Source organism: Micromonospora salmantinae (genome assembly GCF_022230905.1).
GTDB lineage: Bacteria > Actinomycetota > Actinomycetes > Mycobacteriales > Micromonosporaceae > Micromonospora > Micromonospora salmantinae.
Map to the genome: position 1 here is coordinate 32,738 of NZ_JAKKFG010000008.1, position 18,605 is coordinate 51,342.

Sequence of the window (18,605 nt, forward strand, 5' to 3'; positions counted from 1 at the left end):
CCGGCCGGCGCCGGCCGGACCGCCGGGCTCAGACCCGCTCGGGGGCGCTGATCTCCCGCAACTGGCCGTCGGCCAACCGCAACCAACGCTGCACGCCGATCTCGGCGAGGAACCGTTCGTCGTGGCTGACCACCACGAACGCCCCCTGGTACGCCGACAGCGCGCTCTCCAGCTGACCCACGCTGACCAGGTCCAGGTTGTTCGTCGGCTCGTCGAGCAGCAGCAGTTGCGGCGCCGGCTCGGCGCAGAGCACACAGGCGAGGGTGGCGCGCAGGCGTTCACCGCCGGAGAGCACCCCGACCGGCAGGTTCACCCGGGCGCCCCGGAACAGGAACCGGGCGAGCAGGTTCATCCGCTTGGCGTCCGGCAGGCTCGGCGCGTAGGCGGCGAAGTTCTCCGCCACCGTGCGGTCGAGGTCCAGCAGGTCCAGCCGTTGCGACAGGTACGCGATCCGCCCCTCGCCGCGCTTCAGCTCACCGCCGGACGGTTGCAGGTCACCGTTGACCAGGCGCAGCAGGGTCGACTTGCCGACGCCGTTCGCCCCGGTCAGGGCGATCCGTTCCGGCCCCCTGATCACCAGGTCGGCGCCGTCGCCGCCGAACAGCTCCCGGTCGTCGAAGCGGGCCCGCATCCCGTGGCCGGAGAAGACCGTGCGCCCGCCCGGGACGGTGGTGTCGGGCAGGTCCACGACGATCCGGTCCTCGTCGCGTACCGCCCGGCCGGCCTCGTCGAGTCGGGCCTTGGCCTGACCGAGCCGGGACGAGTGCGTCTCCTGCGCCTTGCCCGCCGACTCCTGCGCGCTGCGCTTGAGCCCACCGGCGACGATCCGGGCCAGGCCGGCGTTCTTCAGGTTCTTGGAGGCGTTGCTGGCCCGCCGGTCGGCCCGCTCCCGGGCCTGCTGCATCTCCCGTTTCTCCCGCTTGACCTCCTGCTCGGCGTTGCGCAGGTTGCTCTCGGCCACCTCCCGCGCCGCCTGCACCGCCTCGGTGTACGCGGTGAAGTTGCCCCCGTACCAGCGGATCTCGCCCTGGTCCAGCTCGGCGATGCGGTCCATCCGGTCGAGCAGTTCCCGGTCGTGGCTGACCAGCAGCAGACATCCGGACCACTCGGTGAGCACGTCGTAGAGCTTGTGCCGGGCCTCCAGGTCCAGGTTGTTCGTCGGCTCGTCGAGCAGCAGCACGTCCGGGCGGCGCAGCAGTTGTGCCGCCAGGCCGAGGGAGACCACCTGGCCGCCGCTGAGGGTGTGCAGCCGGCGGTCGAGCGACAGCTCACCCAGGCCGAGCCGGTCCAGCTCCGAGCGGGTGCGCTCCTCGATGTCCCAGTCGTCGCCGATGGTGGCGAAGTGCTCCTCGCTGGCGTCGCCGGCCTCGATGGCGTGCAGTGCCGCGATCCGCTCAGCCACGCCCAGCACCTGCGCCACGCTCAGGTCGCCGGCCAGCGGCAGCGTCTGCGGGAGGTAGCCGAGCACACCGTCGACTGTGACGCTGCCGCCGCTGGGTCGCAGCTCTCCGGCGATCAGCCGCAGCAGGGTGCTCTTGCCGGCGCCGTTGGGCGCGACCAGGCCGGTGCGACCGCCGGGAACGGTGAAGGACAGCTCCGAGAAGACCGGGGTGTCGTCCGGCCAGGAGAAGGACAGGTTCGAGCAGACAATGAACGCATCAGACATGCGAGTGACCTCAAAGGGTGGGGTGGGCGCGCCTCAGCCGCCCGACGACAACGGGAACCGGTGGAACGACAAAATGGCCACGGCGGCTGCGCAGGAGGCGCGCCGAACCAATGGCCGAACACATCCGGTCTCACCCGGAGATGTCGTCGTCACCCGCCATGTCTGGTCTCCCTGGAAGTATCGCCAACCCAACTCCGCCGAGTCTAACAACGGATCTCCGCGCCGCCACCGCGTTCCCGGCCGGCCACCGTTTCGCAGTATCGGGCAGCCACACACGGAGCTGCCAAAGCTAGGAGACGTCGAAGAGACGTAGCCCGTCGTACTCGGCGAAGTCGGCGAAATCTTTGCCGTTGAAAGTCGCCAGCGGCAGCCGGTCGACCAGGCAGCAAGCTGCGATCCAGGAGTCGTTGGTCGGTCGGGGGCGTCCCCGGTGCTGAGCCCGCGCCTGGAGGTGCCCCCAGGTCACCGCCACCGCCTCGTCGAAGGGAAGCAGCACGATCCCCGAGCGCCACTGCGCGAGGTCGGCCAGCTTGCGCGGCCCCCAGCTTCGAAGCGCTGTCCACTTGGTCAGCTCTCCGAGCGTCACGACGGTGATGCAGAGGGTCTTACCGGCCAGGCGGGCACGGAGACGTATCGGGTCGCCGTCGATTCTCCCACTTCCTGCATCGATGAGTGGCACCTCTCGGCTGGTTTCGGGGCGGAGTTACGCCCCGCTCAGCGGGGGCGGTACTCGACCTCGGGGCGGCCGGGGGTGCCGTAGCGCGGGGTGCGGGCGGCCCGGTCGACAGTCACCAGGTACTCCAGGTAGCGGCGGGCGGTCACCCGGGAGATGCCGGTCAGCGCGCTCACCTCGGTCGCGGACAGCCCGACCTCCGCGCGGGTGCCGTCGGTGAGCGCGGCGCGTACCCGATCGAGGGTCTGCGCGTCGAGTCCCTTGGGCAGGCTGTGCCCGGCGGTGCCGCGCAGAGTGGCGAACATCTGGTCCACCTCGTGCTGGGCGGCGACCTCGCCGTCGGCGAGCGCCTGGGCGCGGTAGTCGGCGTACCGCTCCAGCTTGTCGCGGAACGCGGCGAACGTGAACGGCTTGAGCAGGTAGTGGGTCACCCCGAGAGACACCGCGGTGCGCACCACCGCCAGGTCCCGCGCGGACGTCACCGCGAGCACGTCGACGCTGCTGCCGGCCGCGCGCAGCGCCCGGCAGACGTCCAGGCCGTGCAGGTCGGGCAGCCGAAAATCAAGGAGTACGAGGTCCACGTCGCCGCCGTCGTTGGCGCGCAGGGCCGCCATCGCCGCCCGCGCGGTGTGCGCCACCCCGACCACCACGAAGCCGGGAACCCGCTCGGTGTACGCGCTGTGCGCCTCGGCCAGTAGCGGCTCGTCCTCGACGACCAGCACCCGGATGGCGGTCATGACCGCTCGATCCTGCCCGGCAGCCGGACGGTGAACAGGCTGCCGCCGTCGTCCGAGCGACAGACCTCGGCGCTGCCGCCGTGCCGGCGTACCACCTGCCCGACCAGCGCCAAGCCGAGGCCCCGGCCGGTGCTCTTGGTGGACCAGCCGCGCCGGAACGCGTCGGCGACCCGCTCCGGTGCCAGCCCGGGGCCGCTGTCTGCCACCTGGACCACCAGTTCGTCGTCGGTAGCGCCGACGAAGACCCGCACCCGGCGCGGCGCCGGCGTACCGGCCACCGCCTCCAGGGCGTTGTCGACCAGGTTGCCGACCACTGTGAGCAGGTCGCCGGTCGGCAGCGGACTGTCGTCGAGGCGGCAGTCCGGTTCGATGACCAGATCCACCCCGCGCTCACCGGCCTGTGCGGACTTGCCGAGCAGCAGTGCGGCCAACGCCGGCTCGGTCACCGCGCCGACCACCCGGTCGGTCAGCTGTTGGGCGAGGGCCAGGTCCCGGGTGCCGAGCCGGACGGCCTCGTCGGCGCGGCCCAACTCGACAAGGGTCAGCACTGTGTGCAACCGGTTGGCCGACTCGTGGGTCTGCGCCTGCAACGCCTCGGTCAACGCGCGCACCGAATCCAGCTCGCTGGCCAGGGTGCGCAGCTCGGTCTGGTCGCGCAGGGTCAGCACGGTGCCGAGCACCGCGCCCTCGAAGCGGGTGGTCCGCTGGTTGGCGACGAGCACCCGGTCACCGGCGACGATCGGCTCGTCGCGGGCGTCGCGCCCGGAGTCGAGCAACTCGGCCGCCGCGGGCGGCAGGTCGATCCCGGCCACCGGCTGGTCGATCACCGGCGCGTCCGCGTCGAGCCCCAACAGCCGGCGGCCCTCGTCGTTCACCAACGCCACCCGACGATCGGTGGTCAGCACGACGAGACCTTCACGCACCGAGTGCAGGACGGCGTCGTAGTACTCGTACATCCGGGTCATCTGGGCCGGCCCCAGACCGTGCGTCTGGCGACGGAGCCGGCGGCTGAGCAGCCAGGAGCCCGTCGCGGCGAGCGCCAGAGCCGGCGCGACCACACCGAACAGCACCGGCAACTGGCCGAGCAGCTTCTTGTCGATCTCGCGGGTGGTGATGCCCACCGAGACCAGACCGACGAGGTGTCGCTGCTCGTCGTACACCGGAACGACAGCGCGCACCGACTCGCCGAGCGTCCCGACATTGGTGGTGGTGAACGCGCGGCCCGTCAGAGCGGGCCCGATCTCGCCGACGAACGGTTCGCCGATCCGGTCCTGGGTCGGATGCGAGAAACGGGTGCGGTCGGGGGCCATCACCACCACGAAGTCGGTGCCCGTGGCCTTCCGGGTCGACTCGGCGTACGGCTGGAGGACCCTCGCGGGGTCGGCGGTCGCGAGGGCCGCGCGGACGTCGGGGGAGCCCGCCACGGTCTGCGCCACCGCGAGCACCTCCTCCTGCGCGGCCTGGCGGGAGTCGCTGCGGGCCAGCCAGACGGCGCCCGCCGCGCCGGCCAGCACGAGCAGCGTCACCACCATCGCCTGGAGGGCGAAGAGTTGCCCCGCGATGCTCCACTGGCGTCGGGCCACCTCCACCACCTCCCTCCTCGCGCCGCCGTTTCGCCATCGCGGTGAACAGAATGACCGCAAGGCTGTCAACGGGTGAGACGCGGTTCACATTGTCGACATGGACACCACCGCATCCGCCACCACCCCGGCACCGGCGGTCCGCCGGGACCGTACCCGTTACCTGTATGTGGCCGTCATCGTGGCCGTGGTCGCCGGCATCGTGGTCGGCCTGGTCGCCCCCGATTTCGGCAAGGAACTGAAGCCGATCGGCACCGGCTTCGTCAACCTGATCAAGATGATGATCAGCCCGGTCATCTTCTGCACCATCGTGCTCGGCGTCGGCTCCGTCCGGCAGGCCGCGAAGGTCGGCAAGGTCGGCGGCCTGGCCCTCGGCTACTTCCTGACCATGTCGACAGTCGCGCTCGCCATCGGCCTGGTCGTCGGCAACCTCATCCACCCCGGCTCGGGCCTGAACCTCGGCCCGGACCTCGTCGGCTCCGGCAAGGCCGCCGCCGGTGACGAGGCCGCCGGGACGGCCGACTTCCTGCTCGGGATCATCCCGACGACGCTGCTCTCCTCGCTCACCGAGGGCAAGGTGCTCCAGACGCTGCTGGTCGCCCTGCTGGTCGGCTTCGCCGTCCAGGCCATGGGCCGGCGGGGTGAGCCGGTGCTCAGCGCCATCACCGTCATCCAGCGGGTCGTCTTCAAGGTCCTCGCCATGATCATGTGGCTGGCGCCGATCGGTGCGTTCGGCGCGATGGCCGCCGTGGTCGGCGCGACCGGCGTGGACGCCCTCAAGAGCCTCGCCCAGATCATGGTGGGCTTCTACGCCACCTGCCTGATCTTCGTGCTGGTGTTCCTGGGCGCGCTGCTGTGGTTCGTGGCCCGGATCTCGATCTTCTCGCTGCTGCGTTACCTGGGCCGGGAGTTCCTGCTGATCCTGTCGACCTCGTCGTCGGAGTCGGCGCTGCCACGGCTGATTGCCAAGATGGAGCACTTCGGTGTGAGCAAGCCGGTCGTCGGCATCACTGTGCCGACCGGCTACTCGTTCAACCTGGACGGTACGGCGATCTACCTGACCATGGCGTCGCTGTTCATCGCCGACGCGCTGGGCAAGCCGCTGGCCATCGGCGAGCAGATCTCGCTGCTGCTGTTCATGATCATCGCGTCGAAGGGTGCCGCCGGGGTCACCGGTGCCGGGCTGGCCACGCTGGCCGGTGGCCTCCAGTCGCACCGGCCGGACCTCGTCGACGGGGTCGGGCTGATCGTCGGCATCGACAGGTTCATGTCGGAGGCACGGGCGCTGACCAACTTCGCCGGCAACGCGGTGGCGACAGTGCTGGTGGGAACCTGGACCGGCGAGTTCGACCGGGAGCGGGCGACCGCGGTGCTGAGCGGCAACGACCCGTTCGACGAGGCCACCATGGTCGACGAGCACGACGACGAGGCGGCGTCCCGCCCCGACGAGAAGGAGGCCACGCTGGCCGGAGCCCCGGCCTGAGTCACGGCGTGAACCGGGGTCGCGGCGGCCGCGCCGCCGCGACCCCGCTCCACGATGTGATGCGCTCGGCTTCCTGGACATCGGAGCATCCGAGCCGCCCGGCCACCGCGACTTCCTGAGAATCGAGGTGATCAGTGGGCGGTGGCCGTGCGTCCAGGCGTCAGCGTCGGCGTGCTCGCCACATCGTGTGCTCCCGGGAGATCGCCGTCTCCGTGTCGTTCACGAATCGCGACAGGTCGGCTTCCGAACTGATCCGGGTACCGAGGGACCCGATGGCGGCGAGTTCCTGACTTGCCAGGGCATAGGCGGTGGCCACCGCACCGTGCTGCCGTGTCTGCGTCCAGGCCGCGCCGGCCGCGACCGCCGCGGCGGCCACTCCGAGCAGGTCGAGGTCGGTCAGCCCGGCGGCCCTCGACACGGCCAGGGTCACCCCGACTATCTCCATCACGAGCATGCTGACCGACCAGCGGGTCGCCTGCGCCCGATTCGACAGTGATCGTTCGGCGTACCAGGCTCGTTGCGCCTCAAGACGGCCGGTCAGGTACGCGGCGCGGCGCTCGTCGAGGGAGGCGGCCCGTAGTGTCCGCATTCCTTCCGTGATTTGTTGCCCAGCCACCGCTGGGGCCGCCAACGAGGCGGCCGACATGTCTCGGGTCAGGCCCAACAGTCGGTTGGTGAATTCCTCGGCGCTGTCGGATTCGCTTCGCGCTCGGGGAAAAGGGTCAGCCGCGATGGCGAATCGCCATGTGAGCGACTTGATGGATTCGGAGAGGGCTCTGCCGACGTACCACCGTTCATTGGGGCGATTGGTGAGGAGGAAGACCTCGACGATCGAGGTGGCGGCGAAGGCGCCCGCCGCGAGCGCCGGGCCCGGGGCGAAATTGTCGAGTTTCCACGTGGCGACTCCCGCGATCGCGGCCACCAGGAGCAGGGACAGCCGCAGCGCGATCAGGGTTGCGTACACGCGTTGGCCGCGCTGCGACTCGTAGGACACGGCGCGCTGAAACGGGGGGAGATCCTCGGCCTTCAGCATGTCGTTGACCTCTCGACAGAACGTCCAGGGCGTCGGCGGGGGTGAACAGCGATCCCGACGAACAGTCGGTACGTAGGCGGTGTAGACAGTAGACCCAGCCGTCCACCCGGACCGCCCGCAGCGACGCCCGTCCCAACCAACGCCGTCCCCCACCGCTATCCCCGTTGAGCAAGGGGTTTGCGGCAGGACACCCGGGTTGGATGGCGCAAAGCTCTTGATCAACCGTGCTGGGGGTGGACGTGGGGGGCTACGGCTCGGTGGTCTTGTCGCAGGGGAGGCCGATGCCGAGGGTGACGCTGTCGTTCTGGCCGTTCGACGTCACGATGAGCGGTACGCAGGCGGCCTGTGCGACCCAGGTGCCGCCGACAAAGGCCATCCACTGACCCTGCCCACTCTCCGGCGCGCAGGCGTGCACCGTGACGGTCGACGCGGGGGTGCCGGTGCCGCCCCAGCCGAGCCGGGCCTTGTCCTGCCAGCCCGGTGCCACCCGCAGGTCGACGACCGTGCCGGCGCGGACGACGAGCCCCCATTTGGCGAACAGCCGTGCCGCCGGATCGGCCTCCCCGGAATCTTCCGCCGACAGCACAGGAGTGGTGGGCACCGCCACGTCTTCGCCCACCGACCGGTAGCCCGCCGGCGGTGCTGGCAGCGTGTCGACCGATGGCGTGCACGGCGGCCCACCAGCGCTGGCGCTCGAAGACGGCGCCGCGCGGTTGGCCGGCGGCGTGGTGTGTTGGCGCGAGTCACCTGCCGGCGTGCAGGCGGACAGGGCCACCGCCAGGTACAGGAATCCCCACCGGGCCGTGGCGCGGCCGATCCGGTGTCCGGTGGAATTCGAATTCATTCGATATTCATAGCAGATTACCGATGTACGCGTTGGTAACATTGCGGTGGGCGACCGTGCTCGCGCCGATGGTGGAGTTATGTCTAAATGAACGATCGCTCAGCAGTCGATCTTGCGTGTGACATATCCGACTGCCGCCTTTTCCAGCCGCCACAGGAATTGGGCGGGTAAACCTCGCCGGGTACGTTCCTGTCGTGCCAGACGCCTCTCGACAGTTGATTGCCGATCGCTATCGGCTGGTCCGTCCGCTCGGCCAGGGCGGGATGGGCCGCGTGTGGCAGGCCCGCGACGAGATGCTCCAGCGCGACGTCGCCATTAAGGAGTTGGTGGCGCCGCCCGGCCTGCGTGACGACGAACGCCGGGAGATGCGCGAACGGTCCATGCGCGAGGCGCGGGCCGTCGCCCGACTGGGCCACCCCAACGTGGTACGCGTCTTCGACGTGCTGCACGCGGGCGATGATCCCTGGATCGTGATGGAACTCGTGCCGTCCCGGTCCCTGCAACAGGTGCTCGAAGCCGAGGGGTCGATGCCGGCGGAGCGCGCCGCGCGGATCGGGCTCGGCATTCTGGGTGCGCTGCGCGCCGCACACCGGGCCGGCGTGCTGCACCGGGACGTCAAGCCGGCCAACGTGCTGCTCGGCGACGACGGCAGGGTGGTGCTGACCGACTTTGGTCTGGCCACCCTCCCCGGCGACCCACGGATGACCCAGACCGGGATGGTGCTCGGCTCGCCGGCGTTCCTCGCGCCCGAGCGGGCCACCGACGGCGACGTGGGACCGGCGGCCGACCTGTGGTCGCTCGGCGCCACCCTCTTCGCGGCGGTCGAGGGACGCACCCCGTACCACCGCTCGTCTCCGATCGCCACGTTGGCAGCCCTCGCCACCGAGCCACCACCGTCGGCACAACGAGCAGGTCGGCTGACCCCGCTCCTGGCGGGACTGCTGCGCCGCGAGCCGGACCAGCGGATCAGCGCCGATGAGGCGGATCGTCTCCTGCGGCAGGCCGCCACCCCGGACGTGCCGGCCGCCGAGGTGAGCACCGCCGGCGGCGGGCCGCTGACCCGGATCACCGCCACGACCGCCACCGCCGTCGGCGATGGGCCCCGTCCGACGATCGTGCCCGAGTTCGTCACCGTCGAGCCCGACCCGCCCGCCGTGCCGGCTGTTCCTGCCGCGCCGGCTGTCCCCGCGTCGGGGTCCGGGGCGGGCCGCAGGCGTCGGGCCCGGCTGATCGGGTCGATCGGTGCCGCCGCCCTGCTGGTCGTCCTGCTGGTCACCGCGTCCCTGCTGAATGGTGGGCTGTTCGGTGGCGCGGGTGACGGCGGAGTGGCGGCGCCGGCAGTGAACCCGTCGCCGATCGCCGAGACGCCGGTGTCCAGGGTGCTGCCACCGGCGCCCGCGGGTTGGCGCTACTACCGTGACGATCCCCGCTTCCTCGTACCGGTGCCGGACGGCTGGCAGGCGCGACGCGACGGTGCGCGCGCCGTGTTCCGCGAGCCGGACGGCAGCCGCGTGCTCGTCGTCGACGAGCTGCCGGCCGTCCCGGCGGACCTGGTCGCCGAGTTGCGGGAGCGGGAGGAGGCGCAACGCGGGCGCTACGCCGACTACCGGCAGATACGGCTCGACGCGCTGCGCTACCAGCTGCGGGCCGCCGAGTGGGAGTGGGCGTACACCGACGAGGACGGCACTCCGATGCACACGCTGAGCCGTGCCTTCGTCGGTCACAACGGGCACGCGTACTCGATCGACTGGACCACCTCCGCCGCCGAATGGTCCGCGAGCGCGGCGGTCTTCGCGCTGATCGCGGATGGTTTCCAAGGCCTGCCGGTCGCCGGTGTCCCGCCGTCCCGACCCGCCGGTCCGCCACCGTCGGCGAGCGTGGGGCCGCCGTCGCCCGGGACTGGTAGCGGCACGACGACCGGCCCGGGGGATCCGACGCAGCAATCGGCTGCTCCGCCGCCGTCCCCCACGCAGGGCAGCACGCCAGCCGGCAAGCAGATCTCCAGTTTCGCCAGTGACCGCTGCATCGACATCCCGGACGGCAACGCCGTCGCCGGTGCGCGGCTGCAGATCTGGGACTGTCGGCGGACCGCGAAGCAGCTGTGGACCTTCCCGGCGGACGGCACGGTCCGTTCGATGGGCAAGTGCCTGGATGTCGCAGGGCACTCCACCGAGGACGGCGCAGCAGTGCAACTCGCCGAGTGTTCCGGCGCGGCATCGCAGAGGTTCACCCTCAACAAGGCGTACGACCTGGTGAACACCAGGGCGGACAGGTGCGTCGACGTGCTCGACTCGAACCCGGACAACGGCGCCCGGCTGCAGATCTGGCAGTGCAGCGGCAACGCCAACCAGAAGTGGCGGGCCAATTGAGCCCTGACGGCAGGGGCTGGGGTGGTTACGGTCGTGGATGCCGAGGTTCCCGACCGTTCGAGGAGTGATCGCATGGCCCCCTCTCCGTCCCGGCTCTTCGCCGAGATAGCGACGGCCGAACCACCCGCCGAGACCAGAGTGGTCATGCGGCGTGCGGTGGTGCTCGGTGGCAGCATGGCCGGGTTGCTGGCGGCCCGGGTGTTGAGCGACCACGCCGAGGAAGTGCTGATCATCGAGCGGGATCCGTCCGATGTCGACGCCGGTCCACGGCCGGGTGTGCCCCAGGGCAGTCAGGTGCACGCGCTGCTGCCCGCCGGTCAGGTCCAGTTGGAGCGCTGGTTTCCCGGCATCGCCGACGAGGCGCTCGCGCTCGGCGCCCCGCCGCCACCGCGCGACCCGGGCACGGCGAAGGTCTTCGTGAACGGCATGTTGGGTCTGCCGCCCGCGGCGACCGGCACCGGACCGGCGCTGATCACCACGCGTCCGTTCCTGGAGGCGCTGGTCCGCCGACGCACCCTCGCCATCGACAACATCCGGATGGTGTACGGCCGGGCGGAGGGTCTGCTCTTCGACGAGCGGCGGGTCAACGGCGCCCGGTACGTGCCCGAGGGTGGCACCGAGCCCGTCGTCGAAGCGGCGGACCTGGTGGTCGACGCGATGGGGCGGTCCAGCCGGTTGAGCGACTGGCTGGCCGAGCACGGGTGGCCGCGCCCGCCGCTGCACCGCATGCCGATCAAGCTGAACTACGCCACGGCGCTCTTCAAACGCGACGAGTTGGTCAGCGATGCCTGGGTGGCGGTCTTCCACACCATGGCGGGCAAGGGGCGTACCGCCCGGATCGGTGGGATCAACTCGGTCGAGGGGGACCGCTGGATCATGCTGGTGGCCGGCTACGACGGGGACCGCCCCAGCCGCGACGTCGCCGACTTCACCGCCCGTTGCCGGGAGCACTACCCGCAGATGTTCGGTGACATCGCCGAACACGGGGAGATGCTCGGCGGGGTGGTCACCTACCACCAGGCGGACAGCCGACGCCGCGACTTCCACAAGCTCGACCGCCTGCCCGCCGGGTTGGTCGCCGCCGGTGACGCGGTCGCGTCCTTCAACCCGGTGTACGGCCAGGGCATGACCTCCGCGACACTGCACGCCTCCTGCCTGTCGAAGTACCTGCGCTCCGGTCCGAAGCCGCACGACGAGCCCGCGCACGCGTACTTCGACCAGGTCCGCGTGGTGGTCGACGCCGCCTGGCAGATCTCCACCACCGCCGACATCGAGCTGCCGCACGTCGACGGGCCGTACCCGCCCGGCTACAAGGTCACCAAGTGGTTCGGGGACCTGCTCTTCCGGGCGTCGCTGACCGACCCGGTGCTCAACGCCCGGCTGGGCCGGGTCACCACAATGCTCGACCACCCGGCCGCCCTGAGCCGCCCCGGCACCCTCTTCCGGGCCCTGCGGCTCGGCCTGCTCGGCGGCTCCCGGCGGTGATTCGTCGCCAAACCCGCCGCCCACCGCCGGGCGCGGTGGAGAATGGTGGGCCGGGGAGGGGTGCCGCGACGAACCGGGGGAGCGGTAGTGCTCGGAACCAGCCTCCTTGGCCGGCTTCGCCGCCGTGACCCGGGTGACGCCATCCTGCGACGTGCGGCCCGGCTGACGCTCGTCGCGTCCGTCGTCTTCTACGGCTGCCGGTACGGCGCGGACAACTCGACGCTCGCCACGTACGGGTTGTTCGGCACGATCGCCGCCGGGTCGTTCGCTCAGCTACCTGGTCCGGCGCCGCAACGGGCGCGGATCCTCGTGCTGTCGCTGCCGGTGGTGTGGGCGCTGATCGCGGCGGGCTCGCTGTTGGCGTGGGGCACCTGGGCGGCAGCCGGTGGCATGCTGGTCGTCGGGTTCGTGGTGGCGTTCGCCGGGGTCGGCAACCCGCGCCTGGTGGGGTTGGCCAGCGCCTTCCAGCTCTTCTACATCCTGGCGTCGTTCCCGCCGTACCAACCGGGCACCCTCCCGGAGCGACTCGGCGGGGTCACGCTCGCCATCGTGCTGCTCGCCGCGGCCGAGGTGTTTCTCTGGCCCGACCCGGTGCCGGTCTCCTACCGGCAGCGCCTGGCCGCGGCGGCGGACGGCGTCGCCGCCTTCCTCGACGTCACCGCCGAGCGGTTGACCTACCCGCACGCCGCCGCTGGTGATCGGGACGCGCGGCGCGAGCGGGCGTACGACGTGGTGGCGGCGATCGAGCTGAACCGCAGCCCTCCGGCGTGGGCGCCCACCGCGGCGGGCGCCCAGGATCGGGCGTTGCGGATCTGCGCGGCCGCGTTACGGGAGGTGCTCGCCGAGGCGGACCGGTTGGCGGCGGACGCCCCGCCGCAGCCGATCCCGGACCTGGCGGCGGCGCGTCTGCTGCGCTCGTGTGCGGACACCACCCGCGCGGCCGGTCGGAGCCTGTCGCCGGGTGCCCCGGCGGTGGCACCGGCCGACCTGGACGTGGCGGTCGGACGAGCCGAGACGGCGTACCCGGTGGGAGACGGCCAGGTCCGCGACTCGCCGGACGTACCCCGGTTGTGCCGGGACGCGACCGCCGTGGCCCTCGCGGACCAGGTACGGGTCTTCGTCGTCGGTTCCCGGGTGGCCACCGGGGCGCGGCTCGGCGGCGACGACGCCTCCTCGGCGCTGTTCGAGTACGCCCGGCGCAGCCCGTGGACGCTGTACTGGTGGCAGTTCCGCTCCCACCTGGCGCCGCGCTCGGTCCACCTGCACAGCTCGCTGCGGCTGGCCGTGGCGCTCGCCATCGCCCGGGTGGCCGCCGGGGTGTTGCAGCTGACCCACGGCTTCTGGGTGCTGCTGGCCACCCTCACGGTTCTGCGCACGTCGGCCGCCGACACCCGCACCGCCCTGCGGCCGGCCGTGCTGGGCACGATCATCGGTGCGGTCGTCAGCGGCGGGGTGATGCTCGTCGTCGACGAGCCGATCGTGTACGCCGTCGTCCTGCCGGTCACCCTGCTGCTGGCCTTCGGCGTCGGCCGCCTGCTCGGCCCGGTGTGGCAGCAGGCGCTGTTCACAGTGCTGCTGACCGTCGTCTTCGCCCAACTCAGCCCGGAAGGGTGGCGGATCGCCGAGGCCCGCCTCGTCGACGTGCTGCTCGGCGCGGTGATCGGCGTGCTCGCCGGGGTGGCGATCTGGCCGCGCGGCGCGGGCCACGACCTGCGGCACAACGCCACCCGCTACCTGGCGGCCAGCGCGGACGCTGTCGAACAGACGGTCCAGGCGGTGCTCGGCGATGCTCCGCCACCCGCGCGTGCCCTCAACCGGGTCCGTCGCCGGATGGTCCTGATCGACTCGTCGTACTGCCAGTACCACTCCGAGCGGCACGATCCGCACCGTCAACAGGTGAACTGGGACGCGGTGCTGAGCGCCGGGCACCACGTCGTGCCCGGCGCGGAGTCGCTGCTGCGCCGCAACCCACCCGGCTGCCTCGCCGGTTGGCCCGGTGCGGCGGCGCTGCTGCGGGACTCCGCCGGGCGCCTGCGATCGGCGTACGACGCCCTCGCCGACGAGGTCGCCCACGGCCGGACATCGGAGCGGGCGCCAGTCTCAAGCACCTGCGTCGACCACCTGGACCGGATCCGTCCGCTCCTCGGCGAGGCCGACCATCAGTCGGTCCGGCACCTGGTGGAGGTCGACCGGTGGCTCGCCGGCCTCGCCGACAGTCTCGCCCGGATCCACCCGCCGCCCGGTTCCGCAGGGCGACCGTGAGCCAGTCCGGGTCAGGGGATGACGGGTAGGCCGCTGTGGTAGAGGTGCTCGAACTGACGGTGGACCCAGAGGATGCGGCCGTCGGGGCGTACCACCTTGCGGAGGTCGGCGATGGTGACGTCCTGGGCGCGGAGCGCGACGTGCAGCATCCGGAGGGTGGCGCCCTCGGCGTGGACGGGAGCCGTTGGTGCGGTGGGGGCCTGTTCCGCGAGCCCGGCGCTGTGGTCGTCCGCGGTGAGGTGGTTCGCGGCCTCCGCCGCGGCGTTCAGCGTCTCGTTCGCCAGGGAGACCTGCTCTTCGATGGCTTTCCACTGCTCGTCGCTGAAATCGAGTTTGAGCTCGGCCAGCCCCACGCCCAGGAGAGGCTTGAGGAGCATTGTGGTGGCCTTCAGGAGTGGGACAGCTCTGGTCCACCACTCGCGGGAAACGTCCGTGTCGTAGACCCCGGCATCGTGCCGCGCAGGCTCGAGGACGTGCACAGGCTGAAGCGAGTGCTCGCAGTACAACGTCAGCCGCATCCGCTTGGTGGTCCACTGCGGGTTGCGAACGGACGCCTCGACGGGGGTGAGGGTGAAGAGGCGCGGTCCGTCCGCGGCCTCGTCGTTGAGCTGCCACATCAACGCGGTCAGCTGTGCGTTCACGCCCGCAAGATTGGCCTTGACGGTGTCGTTGAGCTCGGTCACCCGCTGACTCAGCCCGCGGACATGGTTGTCCATCAGCGCCACGCCGTCCTGCAGAACGGCGAGCGCGTCCTGGGTCGCGCCCGAACCGCCCAGCAGCGAGTTGATGGCGGGGAAGGCGTCGCAGCCGGATATCGGGCACTGCGCGATGCTCTGCCCGTGCCGGTCGCGCAGTTTGATGAGCTTGTCGACGTCGAACAAGCCCGCACCCGGCGTGGGCAGGCCGCACCCGTCCCGGCAGGCGACGAGGGCGACGGTGCTCAGGCCGGGCCAGAACCGCTCGATGCAGTAGCGGATCTCGTCGGTGACCTGGCGTAGGTAGGTGACGGCGTCCGGGCCGCGCACCTGGACCTGGACACCGACCCCGGTACGTACCGTGAGGAGCGCGCGGGCACCGTACCGGCTCTGCAGGACCATGCCCTGCTGCCAGTGCACACCCTGCAGGGAATCGGGCTCCGTGTAGCGCTGGTGGTGGAGTCGAACGATGAGCCGGTACATCAGGGAGTCGGGAATGACCACGCTACCTGCGGGACCTTCCGAGATCCGGCACACCTCCAGGTACTCGCGGTCGCCGGGGCGGAACTCGACCCATGCCATCCGCAGGTCCGGCTGTGCGGCAGGGACGAGTTGCGCGATGAGACTCACCGGCTCGGGTGCGGCGTCGAGTGAGACCTGGTAGGTCAGCTCGAAGCGCCCCATGAGTGCCAGGAACAGTCGCTGCTGTTCCCTCGTGTAGAGCGTGCTGTCGGGAGCCTGGGCGGCACTCCACAGACTGCCGAGCATGCGGTGTGAGACGAGACCGAGGGCGTCGACGGCGTCTCGACTGTCGAGGACGGCGGCGATCGCGACGTTGAGCCAGTCCGGTTGAAGAATCACGAACGCGGCCAACGCGTCATCGTCCGCGTAGTAGATCCACTTTCCCAGGTGGTGGGCATTACTGGCCAGTGTTCGTGCCTGGAAGTCGTTCAGGCCCTGCGCTGCGGCTACCGCTTCGTAGCTGCGGTAGTCGACCGCCTGCTGACCGCCGGCCGTGACTGCCTCGATCGTCCGCTGCCAGTTGGCCGGGTAGTTACGGTGTACGTGCGGGAGCGTGCCGGCGGTCATCGCGATCGCCTCCCGCAGCGCCTCCAGCCGATCGTCCGGGACGGCGCTGTCGACCTCGTGAAAACCAACGATCAGATTGCCGAAGCGCTGTTTCAGGTGAGCTTCGTCGATGGCATCGGCGCGAGAGGACGGCCCGCCGTGGGACGCGACCACGAGGACCCGGGCGTCCGGGGCCCGATGGGCGATCATGGCGATCCACGATTCCACCATGCCGGCCGCGACACCCGGACGGGGTTTCCAGACAACGACGTAGACGGCCGGCGCACTGAAGAACAACTGGTGCGCCGGCTGGTACGCCTGTTGGCCGCCAAAATCCCACCCGTTGAGGGTGATCTCATGGCCGGCGTGGCTCACCACCAGTGGCTTGATCTCCATGCCCTGTGTCTGGTGACGATCTTGCCAGGGCTCGCCGCGCAACGCCCCCAGCAGGGAACTCTTTCCAGCCTCGCCAGCGCCCACGAAAAGCAGCTTCGCCTCCGAGATCGAGATCCCGTCGGTGGCGACATCCCTGAGGAACGTCAGCAGCGCCTTCGTACCCTCCACCTCGGCGGCCAGCACCTCAGGCGGCAGTGGATTGCCCTCCACGACAAGCATCCGAAGCTCTGCGAGCCGACCAATGGCGTTGGGCAGGGTGGCGAGGCGATTGTCCACGAGGTGCAGTTCGGTGAGGGATGTCCAGGCGGCGATGGCGTCGGGCAGGGTCGTGAGCTGGTTGTCGTCCAGGTCCAGGAATGCGAGGGATGTCCAGGCGGCGACGGCGTCGGGCAGGGCAGTGAGTTGATTGCCGTCCAGGTGCAGTTCGGTGAGGGATGTCCAGGCGGCGATGGCGTCGGGCAAGGTGGTGAGCTGGTTGCCGTCCAGGTACAGAAGATTGAGATGGGTCCAGGTCGCGACCGCGCTTGGCAGGGCCGTGAGCTGGTTGTAGTCCATATCGAGCCGTGTCAGGGCAGTCCAGGAGGCGACTGCGTCCGGTAGCGCGCTGAGCTGGTTGCGGTCCAGGTTGAGCCGTGTCAGGGCAGTCCAGGAGGCGACTGCGTCTGGTAGCGCGCTGAGCTGGTTTCGTTGCGCGTGCAGCAGGGTTAGGCCCGTCCAGGCGGCGACTGCGTTGGGCAGGGTGGTGAGTCGATTGCCTACGAGGTGCAGCTCGGTGAGGGAGGTCCAGGCGGCGACTGCGTCGGGTAGGGCGGTGAGCTGGTTGTCTCTCAGGTGCAGGTTTGTGAGGGAGGTCCAGGCAGCGACTGCGTCGGGTAGGGCGGTGAGCCGGTTGTCATTCAGGTCCAGGGTTTCTAGGCAGGTCCAGGCAGCGACTGCCTCCGGCAGGGTGTCCAGGTCGTTCCCGGCGAGATCGAGACTGGTCACATTGGCGAGGGTCGGGGTGTCGCGCAGAAGCTCGGCAAGGTCGCCAGCGGTAAGGCCGAGACCGCTGAGGTCGACATCCCCGCCGGTAGCGAAAGCTATGCGGTGCTTGGCCTCGCCAATCGCGCCGTCATCCATGCCGAAGCAGCGTAGTCCCCCATGCACAATCAGTATTGCCGGCTGGGTCGACTCTCGGCGCGATCAGGTCGACGTACGGATCCGACAGGCCGCCGATCGCCGATTGGCCGTGCCCGTTCGACGTCGCCCCGCCTAGCGTCGACGGTATGGAGATCGAGCAGGCGCAGAAGCTGTGGCAGCCGGAGCCAGGCTGGTTGAACACCGCCAGCTACGGGTTGCCGCCGGAGCCGGCGTGGGCGGCGTTGCAGGAGGCTCTCGCGGTCTGGCGGGTTGGTCGTACGTCGTGGGAAGGCTGGGGCGAGTCGACGCACCGGGCTCGTGCCATCCTCGCCGACCTCATCGGGGTGCCGGTCGGTGACGTGGCGGTCGGCGTGGCGGTGTCGCAGCTCCTCGCGCCGGTCGCGGCGGCGCTGCCGGCCGGTGCCACGGTGGTGGTCCCCGAGGTCGAGTTCACCTCGAATCTCTTCCCCTGGCTGGTTCAGGAGGAACGTGGCGTCACGGTTCGCACGGTGCCGCTGGAATCTCTGGTCGACGCCATCGACGCCGATACCGACCTGGTGGCGTTCAGCCTGGTGCAGTCGGCCGACGGGGCGGTCGCGGCGTACGACGAGATCGTGGCCGCGGCCCGCGCGCACGACGCGCTGGTGGTGGTGGACGCGACCCAGGCGTGCGGCTGGCTGCCGTTCGACGGCAGTCGGGCCGACGCGGTGGCGGTGGGCGGCTACAAGTGGCTGATGAATCCGCGCGGGACCGCGTACGCCTATCTGGCCCCCGGGTTGCGTGAGCTGCTGCGCCCCGACGCGGCCGGCTGGTACGCGGGCCGCGACCCGCACGCCTCCTACTACGGCCCGCCGCTGCGGCTGGCCGACGACGCCCGCCGGTTCGACATCTCACCGGCCTGGTTCAGCTGGGTCGGGGCGGCGCCCGCCCTGGACGTGGTCGCCGAGATCGGCGTGTCGGCGATCGGGGCGCACAACGTGGCGCTGGCCAACCGGTTCCTGACCGGGCTGGGCCGGGCGCCGGGGGAGAGCGCCATCGTCAGCGTGGACGTGCCGGACGCGGAGCAGCGCCTCGCGGCGGCCGGCATCCGGGCGGCGGTGCGCGCCGGACGGGTCCGGGCCTCGTTCCACATCTATTCCACCGAGGCCGACGTGGACGCCGCGCTCACGGCGTTGACCGGCTGAACCCGGCGCCG

12 protein-coding genes are annotated in these 18,605 nt (G+C 70.8%); 5 read left to right on the forward strand and 7 right to left on the reverse strand.

Annotated features, from left to right (window positions below; all coding sequences use genetic code 11):
- Positions 1–28: 28 nt before the first annotated feature.
- From abc-f to PSH03_RS07515, 4 genes are all read right to left on the reverse strand, one after another.
- The gene (gene abc-f / locus PSH03_RS07500) at positions 29–1,666 is read right to left on the reverse strand and encodes a ribosomal protection-like ABC-F family protein (RefSeq protein WP_238688650.1); all 1,638 of its coding nucleotides are present in this window, start codon (positions 1,664–1,666) and stop codon (positions 29–31) included.
- A gap of 289 nt (positions 1,667–1,955) precedes the next feature.
- Positions 1,956–2,345, reverse strand: coding sequence for a type II toxin-antitoxin system VapC family toxin (locus tag PSH03_RS07505; RefSeq protein ID WP_308194358.1), 390 nt, complete (start codon positions 2,343–2,345; stop codon positions 1,956–1,958).
- A gap of 35 nt (positions 2,346–2,380) precedes the next feature.
- Positions 2,381–3,076, reverse strand: coding sequence for a response regulator (locus PSH03_RS07510; RefSeq protein ID WP_210786439.1), 696 nt, complete (start codon positions 3,074–3,076; stop codon positions 2,381–2,383).
- Positions 3,073–4,665: an ATP-binding protein gene (locus PSH03_RS07515; protein ID WP_238688652.1), complete on the reverse strand. Its 1,593-nt coding sequence runs from the start codon at positions 4,663–4,665 to the stop codon at positions 3,073–3,075. Before PSH03_RS07515 ends, PSH03_RS07510 begins: the two co-directional genes overlap by 4 nt.
- A gap of 91 nt (positions 4,666–4,756) precedes the next feature.
- Here PSH03_RS07515 and PSH03_RS07520 point away from each other — a divergent pair, with 91 nt between their 5' ends.
- Positions 4,757–6,139 carry a cation:dicarboxylate symporter family transporter gene (locus tag PSH03_RS07520; protein WP_238688653.1) on the forward strand — a complete coding sequence of 461 codons (1,383 nt, stop codon included), beginning with the start codon at positions 4,757–4,759 and terminating at the stop codon, positions 6,137–6,139.
- Between the two features lie 160 nt (positions 6,140–6,299).
- Here the strand turns inward: PSH03_RS07520 and PSH03_RS07525 are convergent, their stop codons facing one another.
- The gene (locus PSH03_RS07525; RefSeq protein ID WP_238688654.1) at positions 6,300–7,172 is read right to left on the reverse strand and encodes a DUF4231 domain-containing protein; all 873 of its coding nucleotides are present in this window, start codon (positions 7,170–7,172) and stop codon (positions 6,300–6,302) included.
- Between the two features lie 247 nt (positions 7,173–7,419).
- Positions 7,420–8,016 (reverse strand): hypothetical protein, encoded by a 597-nt coding sequence (locus PSH03_RS07530; RefSeq protein WP_238688655.1) that lies wholly within the window; start codon positions 8,014–8,016, stop codon positions 7,420–7,422.
- Between the two features lie 194 nt (positions 8,017–8,210).
- Between PSH03_RS07530 and PSH03_RS07535 the strand changes: the two genes are divergently transcribed.
- From PSH03_RS07535 to PSH03_RS07550, 3 genes are all read left to right on the forward strand, one after another.
- Positions 8,211–10,385, forward strand: a complete 2,175-nt coding sequence (locus tag PSH03_RS07535; RefSeq protein ID WP_441005695.1) for a protein kinase domain-containing protein — start codon at positions 8,211–8,213, stop codon at positions 10,383–10,385.
- Positions 10,386–10,457: 72 nt separating this feature from the next.
- Positions 10,458–11,870: an FAD-dependent oxidoreductase gene (locus tag PSH03_RS07545; protein WP_238688656.1), complete on the forward strand. Its 1,413-nt coding sequence runs from the start codon at positions 10,458–10,460 to the stop codon at positions 11,868–11,870.
- 87 nt (positions 11,871–11,957) lie between these two features.
- Complete coding sequence (locus tag PSH03_RS07550; protein WP_238688657.1) at positions 11,958–14,132, forward strand: FUSC family protein; 2,175 nt, start codon at positions 11,958–11,960, stop codon at positions 14,130–14,132.
- 11 nt (positions 14,133–14,143) lie between these two features.
- Here PSH03_RS07550 and PSH03_RS07555 read toward each other — a convergent pair whose 3' ends face one another.
- Entirely contained in the window at positions 14,144–17,410 is a 3,267-nt protein-coding gene (locus tag PSH03_RS07555; protein WP_238688658.1) for a COR domain-containing protein, read from the reverse strand.
- Positions 17,411–17,556: 146 nt separating this feature from the next.
- On the opposite strand from PSH03_RS07555, the gene PSH03_RS07560 reads away from it, so the two are divergent.
- Positions 17,557–18,594 (forward strand): aminotransferase class V-fold PLP-dependent enzyme, encoded by a 1,038-nt coding sequence (locus tag PSH03_RS07560; protein WP_238688659.1) that lies wholly within the window; start codon positions 17,557–17,559, stop codon positions 18,592–18,594.
- Positions 18,595–18,605: the final 11 nt, after the last annotated feature.